16 protein-coding genes are annotated in these 12,717 nt (G+C 31.7%); 5 read left to right on the top strand and 11 right to left on the bottom strand.

Going from position 1 to position 12,717, the window contains the following annotated elements; translation table 11 throughout:
* Positions 1–78: 78 nt before the first annotated feature.
* The 8 genes from EF513_RS06640 to EF513_RS06605 all read right to left on the bottom strand — a co-directional run bounded on the left by EF513_RS06640 (position 79) and on the right by EF513_RS06605 (position 7,247).
* Positions 79–432 (bottom strand): hypothetical protein, encoded by a 354-nt coding sequence (locus tag EF513_RS06640; RefSeq protein ID WP_125216614.1) that lies wholly within the window; start codon positions 430–432, stop codon positions 79–81.
* A gap of 189 nt (positions 433–621) precedes the next feature.
* Positions 622–1,752: a tRNA guanosine(34) transglycosylase Tgt gene (gene tgt / locus EF513_RS06635; protein WP_125216613.1), complete on the bottom strand. Its 1,131-nt coding sequence runs from the start codon at positions 1,750–1,752 to the stop codon at positions 622–624.
* A 168-nt stretch (positions 1,753–1,920) separates the two neighbouring features.
* Positions 1,921–2,964 carry a tRNA preQ1(34) S-adenosylmethionine ribosyltransferase-isomerase QueA gene (gene queA, locus EF513_RS06630; RefSeq protein WP_410528573.1) on the bottom strand — a complete coding sequence of 348 codons (1,044 nt, stop codon included), beginning with the start codon at positions 2,962–2,964 and terminating at the stop codon, positions 1,921–1,923.
* A 247-nt stretch (positions 2,965–3,211) separates the two neighbouring features.
* Positions 3,212–3,961, bottom strand: coding sequence for a hypothetical protein (locus EF513_RS06625; RefSeq protein ID WP_125216612.1), 750 nt, complete (start codon positions 3,959–3,961; stop codon positions 3,212–3,214).
* 307 nt (positions 3,962–4,268) lie between these two features.
* Positions 4,269–4,667, bottom strand: a complete 399-nt coding sequence (gene acpS / locus EF513_RS06620; protein ID WP_125216611.1) for a holo-ACP synthase — start codon at positions 4,665–4,667, stop codon at positions 4,269–4,271.
* 211 nt (positions 4,668–4,878) lie between these two features.
* A complete protein-coding gene (locus EF513_RS06615) occupies positions 4,879–5,256 on the bottom strand; it encodes an HIT domain-containing protein (RefSeq protein ID WP_125216610.1) in 378 nt (125 codons plus the stop codon).
* A 12-nt stretch (positions 5,257–5,268) separates the two neighbouring features.
* The gene (locus EF513_RS06610; protein ID WP_125216609.1) at positions 5,269–5,865 is read right to left on the bottom strand and encodes a GNAT family N-acetyltransferase; all 597 of its coding nucleotides are present in this window, start codon (positions 5,863–5,865) and stop codon (positions 5,269–5,271) included.
* Positions 5,866–5,972: 107 nt separating this feature from the next.
* On the bottom strand, positions 5,973–7,247 hold the full coding sequence (locus EF513_RS06605) for an anthranilate synthase component I family protein (RefSeq protein ID WP_125216608.1): 1,275 nt from the start codon (positions 7,245–7,247) through the stop codon (positions 5,973–5,975).
* Positions 7,248–7,249: 2 nt separating this feature from the next.
* Here EF513_RS06605 and EF513_RS06600 point away from each other — a divergent pair, with 2 nt between their 5' ends.
* Genes EF513_RS06600 through EF513_RS06580 form a run of 5 tightly spaced genes read left to right on the top strand, consistent with a single transcriptional unit; the run spans position 7,250 to position 10,661 of the window.
* Complete coding sequence (locus tag EF513_RS06600) at positions 7,250–7,624, top strand: dihydroneopterin aldolase (RefSeq protein WP_125216607.1); 375 nt, start codon at positions 7,250–7,252, stop codon at positions 7,622–7,624.
* Complete coding sequence (gene folK, locus EF513_RS06595; protein WP_125216606.1) at positions 7,624–8,058, top strand: 2-amino-4-hydroxy-6-hydroxymethyldihydropteridine diphosphokinase; 435 nt, start codon at positions 7,624–7,626, stop codon at positions 8,056–8,058. The genes EF513_RS06600 and folK overlap by 1 nt, the downstream gene beginning before the upstream one ends.
* Positions 8,055–8,849, top strand: coding sequence for a dihydropteroate synthase (gene folP / locus EF513_RS06590; RefSeq protein WP_125216605.1), 795 nt, complete (start codon positions 8,055–8,057; stop codon positions 8,847–8,849). Before folK ends, folP begins: the two co-directional genes overlap by 4 nt.
* Before the next feature lie 14 nt (positions 8,850–8,863).
* Positions 8,864–9,457, top strand: a complete 594-nt coding sequence (locus EF513_RS06585) for a TMEM165/GDT1 family protein (protein WP_125216604.1) — start codon at positions 8,864–8,866, stop codon at positions 9,455–9,457.
* A 1-nt stretch (position 9,458) separates the two neighbouring features.
* On the top strand, positions 9,459–10,661 hold the full coding sequence (locus tag EF513_RS06580; RefSeq protein ID WP_125216603.1) for a pyridoxal phosphate-dependent aminotransferase: 1,203 nt from the start codon (positions 9,459–9,461) through the stop codon (positions 10,659–10,661).
* Between the two features lie 81 nt (positions 10,662–10,742).
* Here the strand turns inward: EF513_RS06580 and EF513_RS08105 are convergent, their stop codons facing one another.
* From EF513_RS08105 to EF513_RS06570, 3 genes are all read right to left on the bottom strand, one after another.
* On the bottom strand, positions 10,743–10,865 hold the full coding sequence (locus EF513_RS08105) for a hypothetical protein (protein ID WP_277592620.1): 123 nt from the start codon (positions 10,863–10,865) through the stop codon (positions 10,743–10,745).
* Positions 10,866–11,007: 142 nt separating this feature from the next.
* On the bottom strand, positions 11,008–11,340 hold the full coding sequence (locus tag EF513_RS06575) for a hypothetical protein (protein ID WP_125216602.1): 333 nt from the start codon (positions 11,338–11,340) through the stop codon (positions 11,008–11,010).
* A gap of 267 nt (positions 11,341–11,607) precedes the next feature.
* Positions 11,608–12,459: a M23 family metallopeptidase gene (locus EF513_RS06570; protein ID WP_125216601.1), complete on the bottom strand. Its 852-nt coding sequence runs from the start codon at positions 12,457–12,459 to the stop codon at positions 11,608–11,610.
* Positions 12,460–12,717: the final 258 nt, after the last annotated feature.

Here is a 12,717-nt window from a genome sequence, read left to right as displayed (position 1 = left end):
TTAGATTACGCAGTATAATTTCCATTATAAAAAATAATATCATCTATAAGCTAGTTAAGTGAAAAAGCTACAGTTACCCTACTTATGCATTTTTCTTGCCTGGCACCAATTCTTTTTAAAACTAGCGTTAGTTTTTCGCTTGGTTTTGCTATATTCCTTAAATTTTTTTGATCTGACGGTAGCAATTAACTCTGAAAATACTTTTTTCATAAATTTTGGATTAATGCCAGCTAAGCCGCAAATAAAATTAAAATCTTGTTCATTTTTATTTACCCAGTCAATAACTGCCTTTTTATTATTTATCGCTTCATATGATTGGAAAGGGTTTAATAAATCATTGATAGCTTCATTTATAACCGCTCGCCATAGCGCATGAGTTTTATCTAACTCCAATTCATCATGACAGTGAAAACTTCTTCCAAAAATACTCATAGATTTACCTTTATATATACAAAATTAAATAAATTAATTTTTCTTATAAACCGTAAATTAAGGCATTTTAATCAAAAATCAAACCACTAAGATCCCTGTTAAATCAAGTACTTATAATAAAAATTTAACATTAATTAATGATTAAACTTGCTTTTTAAACTTAATATTTTGTTAACTTATTGGTTTTTATTAAGATAAATCAGTCAGTTGTAAATTAGTAAAATTGTTTTGTACGAAAAATGCTTCATCTTCTTGCTCAATAGCATTCCTCATCGCTTGCATCAAATCTTGATAGAAAAAGATATTATGCCATGTCATCAGCATCGCGCCTAATATTTCCCCGGCTCTCACTAAATGATGTAAATAAGCTTTAGTATGATTGCTACAAGTGTAACAACTACAGTCTTGATCTAACGGAGTTTGGTCAAGTGCATATTTACTATTTCGAATATTAATAGTACCGCCTCTTACAAAAGCCTGACCATTACGTCCGGAGCGAGTGGGAATTACACAATCAAACATATCAATACCATGCATTACTGCTCCAACTAAATCACCAGGCTTTCCTACACCCATTAAATATCTAGGCTTATTTTCGGGTAATATTGGCGTAGTATATTTTAAGGTTTTAAACATTAGCTCCTGCCCTTCACCCACAGCAAGGCCGCCTACAGCATAACCATCAAATCCTATATCTAACAAGGATTTAGCAGAAGTTTCACGCAACTCAGGATAAATTGAACCCTGCACAATTCCAAAAATGCCATAACCATCCCGATCAAAAAATGCATCTCGTGATCTCCCGGCCCAACGCATAGAAAGTTCCATAGAAATTTTAGCTTGATCAAAAGTAGCAGGATAAGGCGTGCATTCATCAAAACTCATAGTAATATTACTATCGAGAGCATGCTGAATTTGCATTGATTTTTCTGGAGTTAATAAATGTTTAGAGCCATCGATATGCGAATTAAATGTTACACCCTCTTCATTAATCTTACGCAATTTGCTGAGTGACATCACCTGAAACCCACCAGAATCCGTTAGAATAGGCCCATGCCAATTAGAAAATTGATGCAAACCTCCAAGTTCTTTAATTCTTTCTACCCCCGGCCTTAACATTAGATGATAAGTATTACCAAGAATAATTTGAGCATTAGTAGCTTGAAGCATATCTACAGTCATTGCTTTGACTGTTCCTTGCGTACCTACAGGCATAAAGGTTGGAGTATCAATTATTCCATGCTTGGTGTGCAGCTTGCCACGCCTTGCTATAAATTGGCCAATTTTTAAGGTTTTAAGCAATTCAAATTTAAGAGTCATAAATTTTTAAGATTAAATTTAAACAAAAAGAAGTTAAATATAAATTGTGTTTAGTAGCTTTTTAAAACTCAACTTTTAAAATATTTCAAAAGGTAATTTGTACAACATTGGGAAGTATATGATAAAATGCGATAATGCCAATAATAATATTAGTAACCTTACTTAAAGCTAAGCTTTGAATAACAAGCAAGCATCACCGTATGAAAAAAATCTATATTGATTATTAATAGCATGTTTATAAGCATTGATAATATTATTATATCCACAAAAGGCGCTTACCAGCATCAATAAAGTAGATTTAGGTAAATGAAAATTAGTAATTAACATATCAGCAGATTTAATCTTCGCGCCAGGAGTAATAAAAATATTGGTATTCCCGCAAAAACTTCTAACCAAACCATCTTTATCAACTGCACTTTCAAGAGTTCTAAGCGTAGTAGTTCCTACGGCAATAATCTTATTTCCATTAGCTTTCGCTTGGTTTATTTTGTTAGCGGTAGCAAAGGAAATTTCACAATATTCGCTATGCATTACATGATCTTTAATATGATCAACTTTTACCGGCATAAAAGTTCCGGCTCCCACATGCAGCGTCACATACTCTAAACTCACGCCTTTTTCTACTAACCGCTTAAGCAAATCATCAGTAAAATGTAGGCCGGCAGTTGGAGCAGCAACTGATCCACTAAATTTGGCATAAACAGTTTGATAATTCTGTTCATCTCCACTTTCCACCTCCCGTTTAATATAAGGAGGTATCGGCATCTTACCATAATAATCCAGCTTATTAAAAAACTCCTTAGTATCATAGTTAGTTTTTAAATAAACAATACCGCCATCATCCTTCGCTGTGATTTCAAAAACAAAATCATCTGCAACAACTAACTTCTCTCCGACTCTTACTCTTTTAGCAGGCTTTACAAAAGCTTCCCAAATAAGATCGTTTTTATATTTATGCAAATTGATATTAATTAATGCGCCATTATTATTATAGGCTTTTAAATAAGAGGGAAGAACCTTAGTGTCATTAAATACTACTACATCTCCAGCATTAACGTAATTTAGTAGCTCATAAAATTTTTTATCATCAAAATGATCATTATCAACAACTAACATTTTACATTGATCACGTGGCTCGGTCGGGTGCTTGGCAATTAGGCCCTCCGGCAGCTCAAAATCAAAATCACTTAACTTCATGGTACTAAATTTCATGGTTTGAACGTTATAAATTTTAAATTGGTTGAATTTAAAAATTATTAAATTTCGGCTAAATAAATTTAATAATTTTTTATAAATATGCAAGTATTTAAATTCTTACCATAGGAGATAATTATTATTTTTTACACAATAAAGTTAAACAAGAATGCAGCCTTATGAAAAGATAAGCTTCCTATACTTATAGTGAATAATATTAGTTAAAGACTATTTAAATTTATTACAAAATATTTTCACTGCAACTTTATGTCATATCCGGAAAGTTATAACTAGCTATATGATTTCTATAGTTCTTAAATACCTCAGGTGTACCCGCATATCGCGTGTGCATAGTAGTGCGTGGTGGAGTAAACCCAGCAAACGTGAGAACTTCTTCTTGTTCTGCGTGAGTAACATCTTCAGAAGAATTAGCAGAAATTTGTGGAGAATGCGGCGGTGTATCAGCTTTATTTATAGTAGTGCGTGGTGGAGTAAACTCAGCAAAATACGGGAGAACTTCTTCTTGTTCTGCGTGAGTAACATCTTCAGGAGAATTAGCATAAATTTGTGGAGAATGCGGCGGAGTCATCAATTCACCTTCATTTACCACATAGATAGCTTCTTTCGTTTGTGGTGAAGACGGCGGTTCACCCTGATTTCCTGCCTTTTCTAGCACAGTTGTTGGAGCAAAATATTGACTTTGCATTGGAACTTGAGCTCTATATTCTTCATAAGTAAGCTCCTTAGGAGCCAAATATTCAAGCCTTCTGCTAAGCGTTTGTAAAATAGTTAGTAAGATACCACGAAAATAATATAATAAGATGTCATTACTTTCTTTTATGCCAGAACTATTATTTACTTTATCAATACACCAATCTTTGAAATTATCTGTTAAGCGAAAAACATCTTCTTTAACATTATCCCATAACACTTTTACTGTTGATGCGATCACAAATAAGAAGAAGGCTTTTAATAATTGCTTACATAATAATTTATAAAAATTTAACCAGAACATAACATACCAACCATTATTACCTTTAAAAACATATATATAACATTAACAGAGCCAGCAAGAAAGATAAATTTCAATTAAGCTTTTTTCCTTATTAGTAATTATATAGCTATTAATTTAATTGAATTTAATGAATATTAATAAAAAGTCTATAACTAACAAGCTTTGTATATAGCTCATATTCTAAGCAGCTATGTTGTATATTTAATTTTGGTAACCGAGAAACCGCGAAGCGGTTAAAAATCTCACATTTTTTCAATATTATATCATGCAAATTAAGATAATCTTAATAAAACATCCTTCACGCAACCTACATATTTTCAATAATTACTGTGGAATAAGCTGCCGGATAATCATGAGATAATGATATATGAGTTTTAAACTGCCTACATTGCAAAATATCAATTAACTTTCCGAGGAGCAGAGCATCATAAACTAATTCAGGCTTACCTAAAGCATTATTTAACACCTCAATGCTAGTCAAATAAATTCCATTACCAAATCCACAACCTAAAGCCTTAACAAAACTTTCTTTAGCAGCAAACCTAGCAGCAAGGCTTGAAGCAACCAACCTAGAGGCTGACTTTTGAAAACAATAATCTAATTCACGTTGAGTAAAAATCTTATCAAGCTTATATGATAATTTTGAATCCAGCAGTCTTTCAAATCGCGTGATATTAACAATATCAGTACCTAATCCTAAAATCATAAATTTTAAAAACCCTGTTTATCAACCAATATACTATAACCACACACTTTAAGATAAATATATAAACATATATAGATTAAAATGTACTTTTTTGATTTATTTCAATAAATGCTTTCTTTCCCTGATCACTCTTGTACATTTATTTCAATTTTCGGTAGATCAGTTAATAAATATTCACTATTATAGCACAGCAGCTAGTTATTAAAAATTATTATAATTTCAAGCCCAGATGGGATTCAGCTTGCTTAGATGCAAGATTTGATAAAAGATGGACATGAAAATGAAAAACGCTTTGTCCCACAGAGGCTTTATGGTTCATAACTAATCGATAACCATTTTCACTTAAACCTTTTTCAACAGCAATTTTCTGAATAATTTTAAAAAAATTTACCACCTCATCTGCTTTAGCTTTGACTATAAAATCATCAAAGGAAAGATATTCCCCTTTAGGAATAAATAAAATATGCACCGGAGCTTGTGGATAAAGATCATTAATAGCCAGTACTAAATCATCTTCGTATACGGGGCTAACTTTTATCTCCCCAGTAATCATTTTATAAAAAGGATTGTCTTTTGAGTATATGGCCATTTTAATCCAAATTTAATCAAGGTTTTTATAATAAAATTTACCCGAAATCATCTTCCCGTCAATATATTCATAACATGGTAAATTGCCCCAGTTAACAAATCCCATAGATTCATATAGCTTAATGGCAGCCGCTCTATTATCTCTTACACTTAGATTAATTACTTTAAAGCCAGAGCTTTTAGCATCGTTTTCTAACATTTGTAATAGCATTTTGGCAATACCATGCCCTCTGGCCCATGGAACCACAAAGTGATTATCCAGTGAACAAGCGAACTGCTTCGTTTCATGTGCAGGATGCGGCTTTACTAACTGAATTGAACCAGCAATTACATCATCATATTTAGCTACATATAAATTACGCTCAGGCATCACTAATACACCTTTAAAATAATTTTCTAAAAAGTTACGCTCAATGTTATAGCCTTTAACAAAACCAATAGAAAATCCTTTTTGATCATTCATAGTCATGATAGTTGCTTCGCAAAGTTCATTTAAGTCTTTTGGCGTAAGTTTATTAATCTTTAAAACTTCAATTAAATTTTTTTGCTTTTCAGAAGCTATCATATGTTGTGCCGCTATATCCATTAAATAATTCATAACACTTGTCATTATTAGTAAACTTGCTATGCCTATAACAAGTTTACATAAAAGTCAATTTATTAATTTTGTTTATACAATTCAACTAAAAGCAATTTTTATTAGTTTTTGATATATGATTATAATTTTTCAATTAAATTTTCTATTCCCAAAGTAGTAGCGATAGCTTTTGCTTTTATCATAGTTTCTTCATATTCCAAAATGGGATCAGAATCAATAACAATCGCACCTCCTACCTGAAATTCAAATAAATTACGATTAATAATTAAACTTCTTATTACCACTGAAAATTCAAAAGCAGCTTGTGGTTGATACCAGCCAATAATACCGCCATATATACCTCTGTCTATTTTTTCTAATTGTTCACAAATTTTAATCGCATTAATTTTAGGGGCACCAGTCATAGACCCAGGAGGAAAAGCCTGCTGAATAAAATTCATCGGAGAAACATTCTTCTTCAACTCCCCAATAATAGTAGAATGTAAGTGATGATAGTATTTATAAGAAGTGCATTCAAAAAGTTCTGGCACCAGCACCGACCCTGCTATACAACTGCGGTTAAAATCATTACGCATTAAATCTACAATCATTAGATTTTCCGAACAGTTTTTACTACACGCTTTAAGTTCCACTTTAGCAATTTCATCCCTTACTGCGTCATCTAATATTCTTTTAGCAGTTCCCTTGATAGGCCTAGCCTCACACTTATTTTGTTCCAATTTTACAAACTGTTCGGGACTATTGGAAATTAAACACTTATCTTCAAATTTCAAAAAAGCCGAATAAGGGGCAGGACTAATATTAGCTAAAGTTATAAACACCGAAGCGGGATCAAAAATTTTAAATTCACCATAGAACTTTCTAGTTAAATTAGCTTGATAAACTTCACCATTTAAAATTTGCGTCTTAATTAAATCTACATTGGTAAGATATTGCTCCTTAGTCATGTTTGAAGATAGGTTGTTTGTCTTAACTGGTGATGGTAATGGTTCTTGGGTTTCCTGATAAAACCAATCATCTGTTCCAAAATATTCCGCCATATTTAGGACATGATCAAATATAATAATATTTTTATATTGAAAAAAAGCCGCTAAAGGCATCTCACATATACTTGGGACAGTATGGGTATAAACTTTCTCTACCTGATGTTTCATTTCATAACTAAAATAGCCATAATATCTATCTAGTATATCTCCCGCCTGATTAAAATTCCCTTCATCAAAATTGGTAGGATAAACAATATTTTTTAAACCAAAGGCTAAATAAGAGAATCTGCCAGAAAATTCAGTATAAAGCCCTGAATATAGAAAGCATAAATGTTCATAACTGCTTGCAATTTGCGCAAAAATATTTAAAGAATTATTAAAAGCAAATTTAAAATTTTTTATACTCATAAATGCATCAAACCAAATATAAAATAACTATCAATAAAATTATTTTAGATCTACATATAGGGATCACTAATCAAGAACGCGCTATTTCTCAACCTATTCAAATTGATTTAGAAATAATTCTTCTTACTGCTCCAAAAGCTTTTGAGAGTGATAATATTAATGATACTATATGTTATCATGCCATTTATACTCAGGTAACTACTTTTTTAAAATCAAAAATATTTTCCACTTTAGAATATTTAGCATATAATTTACATAGCATGTTAAAAAAAACCAACCAGGCGAACGAATTTAATATTAACTTACATATCTCAAAGCTTCATCCGCCTATAAGCGGGCATAATCACCCAATAACTTTTAGTCTAATAGAAGATTGATGGCAAATATAGCTTTAGGTTTAGGTAGCAACTTAGGGGATTTAGAATATAATATAGCTCAAGCAATTAGCTTGCTTAGACAAAAGGTTTCTATTCAAAAAGTTTCTTCCTATCTTTATAATAAAGCTTTATTACCACCTAATGCCCCTAAAGAATGGGAGCAAGATTTTCTTAATATAGCATTAATAGGACAAACCACCCTACCCCCTCATGAGCTTTTAAATTTTATTAAAAACATTGAAGAACAACTAGGCCGGACAAAAAATTATCAACAATGGTCCCCTAGAATAATTGATATTGATATACTTTTATATGATCATTTACAAATTAATGAAGGCAAATTACAAATACCCCACAAAGAAATGCTTAAGCGGGATTTTGTAATAATTCCCTTAAAGGAAATTTTGCCTAATTTAAAATTTAAGGATTTATGACTAAATTTTTTGCCATTCTTAATCTTACGCCTGATTCTTTTTCCGATGGAAATAAGTTTGTAAATTATGATCAAGCTTTAACTCATACAGAACAACTAATTAAAAACGGCGCCTATGCAATCGATATAGGAGCGGAATCTACCAGACCAGGAGCTGTAGCTTTAACTGCTCAAGAAGAAATAACAAGATTAACACCCATTCTACCTGATATAAAACTACTCGCTGCGACACATAATGTTAAAATAAGTCTTGATACTTATCATCCAGAAACAGCAGAGTATGGTATTAATTTAGGGGTACACTATATTAATGATGTATCAGGCGGAAACAATCCTAAAATGATTGAAGTTATTGCAAGCTCCAATGTTGATTATATTATTATGCACAATCTAGGGATCCCACCTGATAAGCAAAAAATCATTGATACTAACCATAATCCTATTGAGGTTATTAGTAAATTTTTTCTATTGAAAATAGCTACTCTGGTAAAAAACAATATAGCTTTTGAACGCATAATTATTGACCCAGGTCTTGGATTTGGTAATTCTCCTGCGCAAGCATTACAAATAATAAAAGAAATAAAAAATTTTAAAAACTTAGGTTGTAGAATTTTAGTTGGCCATTCACGCAAATCATTTTTTACTAAACTGACAAAATTAGCTTCACATGAAAGAGATATTGAAACTTTAGCAGTATCAAGCTATCTTAGTTCGCAAGGTGTTGATTATCTTAGAGTTCACAATTTAAGTTTACATCATAGATTTTTTACTACATTAGAAAAAATAATTTAAAGAGATATCGATTAATGGAAGCATTTTTTTATTCAGTTGGGACCATCGCTTTAGCAGAACTAGGCGATAAAACACAACTTCTTTGCTTTCTATTAGCAAGCCATTATCGCAAACCATTTATATTGACTCTGGCTTTAATTGTTGGATCTCTTATTAGCCATTTCTTAGCTTCGCTAATTGGTAGCAAGCTGGGTGAATTTATTAGTAATGAGCTTATTGTTAACTATATTGCTGCCATAATTTTTGTGGCAATGGGTATTTTAGTTCTTCTGGAAAAAGATGAGGAAGATAAGCAAAATATTAATAACACCACTAAAAGCACGTTTGGCATATTTTTAAGCGCTAGTATAATTTTCACTCTATCTGAGATTGGTGATAAAACTATGCTTGCCACCATGGCCCTTAGCGCGAAGTATAATGAGATTCTTAGCATCGTTATTGGATCTGTTATAGGAATGATGATTGTTAATGTTCCAGTAATTTATGCTGGTGATTTTATTACAAAATATATATCTATCAACACAATCAAAAAATTTAGCGGCATTAGTTTTATTATAATAGGTATTATAATAACCGCTTTCACATTATTTAACTTAAAGAGTATTTAAGATGAGCATTATTGCCAACCGTATTGCTAATATTAAACCTTCTCCGACCCTAGCTGTTAGTAAAAAAGCAGCAGAACTGAAAGCTCAAGGAATTGATATCATAGGTCTTAGTGCAGGTGAACCTGATTTTGACACCCCAGAACATATTAAAAAGTTTGCTATAGGTGCTATAAATAATGGCGATACTAAATATACCAATGTTGATGGCACCCCAGCTTTAAAAAAAGCAATTCAAGAAAAATTAAAAAGAGAGAACAACCTAACATACGAGCTTAACCAAATAATAGTTGGCAATGGTGGGAAGCAAGTTCTTTATAATGCTTTTATGGCTAGTTTGAATCCTGGCGATGAAGTTATTCTTCCTGCTCCTTACTGGGTATCTTATCCTGATATGGTAACACTGGCTGAGGGTACACCTGTTATAGTTGAATGTAGTACAGAAAATCATTTTAAGCTCACTCCAGAGCAGTTAAGGCACGCCATCACTCCTAAAACAAAATGGTTAGTTCTGGTATCACCAAGCAATCCAACTGGATCCACTTATACTTATGAAGAACTAAAATCCTTAGCAAAAGTATTATTAGAGTTTCCACATGTTTATGTTATGTCAGATGATATTTACGAGCACTTAGTTTATGATGATACCAAATTTAATACTATTGCTCAGGTGGAACCAAGGATTTTCGAACGCACCCTTACTATTAATGGCGTTTCTAAATCTTTTTCAATGACTGGCTGGCGCATTGGTTATGGAGCAGGCCCCCAAGAATTAATTAATGCAATGGGAATCATTCAATCTCAATCAACCTCTAATGCTTCTTCTATATCACAAGCAGCAGCTGTAGCAGCCCTCACTTCACCTACAGATTTTATGATTGAATGGCGCAAAGCATTTACCAAACGACGCAACTTAGTAGTAGAAATGCTTAACCAAGCCCCAGGCATTGAATGTTTAAAGCCTACTGGAGCTTTTTATGTATTTCCAAAATGTAAAACTTTATTTGGTAAAAAAACTCCAAAAGGTAATGTAATTAACAACTGTAATGACTTTGCAACTTATTTACTTGAAGAAGCGCGAGTTGCTGTAGTACCCGGAATTGCATTTGGACTACAAGGATATTTTAGAATTTCATATGCTACTAACGAAGAGCTTTTAACCGAGGCTTGTAATCGAATAATAGAAGCTACTCATAATCTTAGCTAAGACCTATATTATACTTAATTTCAACCCAGCAAAGCGGGGACCTTATTAATATTAAAGCTTGCCTGTAGTGCTAATTTATATTTAATAAAATTCACTCATAATTTGTATTTTTTCTAAAATTCCTCTTATCTTTCCGTTTTCAAACAGGTCCATTGCACCATTTAAAAATGAGAGAGGAGTTTTAGCAAATAACAGATGAGCCACTGGAGAACACTTAAAACTACTTAAGGGATGCAAGCCAGTTTAGGTAGCAAAATCACCATCCAAAATCATTTAGTGTAAGCACCCTAACAAAGAAGCTAGCAATACCAACCTTTGATATTATTATACAACAATCGAATACAATCTAGTATAAGTACTCTGCAGAAGTATGGGTAGGTAAAACCTCTATATCCTCAACCATGATTACTTGTAAGCCTTGTGTATAACTAGGATTTATTACATAAGGATCATACCCATTCATCATCTGTTGATGTATTGTATGCGTACCACATATATTATATACAACATCATCATTATTATTTTCATTGCTTTCGATATCTTGGGAAGTGTGTTCTATATTTTTCATTTTTATTAATTCATCTTTATCCTTAATATTAGCCATCATTTTATCATGAATACATTGGTACTCCGGGTAAGTGGGTGTTATATTCTTACTATCAAAAATAGCGAGCTTCATTCCGAGTAACCATGATATGAGCCTATTAATTAGCATAACTTACCGTTAAATTTTAATTATATTTAATATTGTAACATATTTTTTATAAATTTGAAATAATTTTTGAAATTCAATAAGGAAATAACAACTTTATTCATTAAGTTTTAAGGATAATTCTTTAAGTTTTTATGTATATTTTTTATAAAAAAAGTATGTTGATTTATAAGAAAATTTATATAACTCCAAATAGCTAGGCCAAACACTTTAATAAAATTTTACTTACACAGCCTAGCAATTTTTATATAGTAAAAAAGCAGGATTAACTGTTTTATCCTTAACTCTCACTTCGTAATGCAAATGTTTTCCTGCAGCATTACCGGTAGCACCCATTAAGCCAATAACTTGCCCTGCACCAATTAATGCCCCTTTCGTAACATAAATTTTAGCAAGATGGGCATAATAAGTATAAATATTATTCCCATGATACAGTTTAACTAAATTACCGTATCCATTAGAATCTCCTGCAAATATCACCTTAGCATCGCCAGCAGCATAAATATAATCATGCTTTGAGATAAGATCAATTCCATGATGATAGCTATTGGTTTTATTAATAGGATGAACTCTTAAACCGTAATTACTGCTTACTTGCAAATTTTGTAAAGGAGCTACTATTGGTATAGACCGAAGCTTTTTATTAAATTTGTTACCATATCTCAGTAACTTTTTTAAGCTATATTGTTTGGGGTTTGCTTTGGTAGAATTAATTTTTAATTTATGATGATTAAGATTATAAAAGTTGGCTAGCAAGGTAAGCTTAGCATAAGAGTTATCAGCCTTTTGAGCCTCACTTAAATTACGATGTATAATTCTGGCCGCATTTAAGTGCTTTTCATAAGTATCAACTGAAATTAATGGACTATACGCATTAGTAAAAAGCGGGCTGATTAAGCACCCATCTCCATTTAAAGTTAACAAATCATATTTGATGATATTACGTGCATTTTCTTTACCATAAGTTTGGGCAATCTCTCGCTCAAATTGTTTTCTTGCTTTCAGCTTAGGCGTAATCAAATTTTTTTCTCTAGCTACACAAGAAGATAAGATATAAGTAATAAAAATTAGTAAAAGATATTTCATTGGTTAATATTTATATTGGATACCTAACAATTTCTGCATGAAAAAACAATATTATCAAATAAGGTTTTCAGCAAATAGTATTATGCTTTATAAGTATCTATAGTATGAATTTGATAGGGATGCGTATTAGCAATCTTTAATCTTCTTTACTTGCTTTGAAAAAATTAACCTAGTACACATTACATTAACTTCTTATATAGATAATTTATGTTTAAAAGTACTTTACAAAAAACATACAAATTTTTACTTTCATAAACT

The sequence above is a fragment of the Rickettsiales endosymbiont of Stachyamoeba lipophora genome (genome assembly GCF_003932735.1).
Lineage (GTDB): Bacteria > Pseudomonadota > Alphaproteobacteria > Rickettsiales > 33-17 > RICK01.
The sequence above is the reverse complement of the archived record's forward strand: the minus strand, read 5'-3'. Positions and strand labels throughout refer to the sequence as shown.

Coding starts and splice junctions, on each gene's coding strand:
- EF513_RS06640 (WP_125216614.1), bottom strand. CDS start 432: ATGAGTATTTTTGGAAGAAGTTTTCACTGTCATGATGAATTGGAGTTA.
- tgt (WP_125216613.1), bottom strand. CDS start 1,752: ATGACTCTTAAATTTGAATTGCTTAAAACCTTAAAAATTGGCCAATTT.
- queA (WP_410528573.1), bottom strand. CDS start 2,964: ATGAAATTTAGTACCATGAAGTTAAGTGATTTTGATTTTGAGCTGCCG.
- EF513_RS06625 (WP_125216612.1), bottom strand. CDS start 3,961: ATGTTCTGGTTAAATTTTTATAAATTATTATGTAAGCAATTATTAAAA.
- acpS (WP_125216611.1), bottom strand. CDS start 4,667: ATGATTTTAGGATTAGGTACTGATATTGTTAATATCACGCGATTTGAA.
- EF513_RS06615 (WP_125216610.1), bottom strand. CDS start 5,256: ATGGCCATATACTCAAAAGACAATCCTTTTTATAAAATGATTACTGGG.
- EF513_RS06610 (WP_125216609.1), bottom strand. CDS start 5,865: ATGACAAGTGTTATGAATTATTTAATGGATATAGCGGCACAACATATG.
- EF513_RS06605 (WP_125216608.1), bottom strand. CDS start 7,247: ATGAGTATAAAAAATTTTAAATTTGCTTTTAATAATTCTTTAAATATT.
- EF513_RS06600 (WP_125216607.1), top strand. CDS start 7,250: ATGCATCAAACCAAATATAAAATAACTATCAATAAAATTATTTTAGAT.
- folK (WP_125216606.1), top strand. CDS start 7,624: ATGGCAAATATAGCTTTAGGTTTAGGTAGCAACTTAGGGGATTTAGAA.
- folP (WP_125216605.1), top strand. CDS start 8,055: ATGACTAAATTTTTTGCCATTCTTAATCTTACGCCTGATTCTTTTTCC.
- EF513_RS06585 (WP_125216604.1), top strand. CDS start 8,864: ATGGAAGCATTTTTTTATTCAGTTGGGACCATCGCTTTAGCAGAACTA.
- EF513_RS06580 (WP_125216603.1), top strand. CDS start 9,459: ATGAGCATTATTGCCAACCGTATTGCTAATATTAAACCTTCTCCGACC.
- EF513_RS06575 (WP_125216602.1), bottom strand. CDS start 11,340: ATGAAGCTCGCTATTTTTGATAGTAAGAATATAACACCCACTTACCCG.
- EF513_RS06570 (WP_125216601.1), bottom strand. CDS start 12,459: ATGAAATATCTTTTACTAATTTTTATTACTTATATCTTATCTTCTTGT.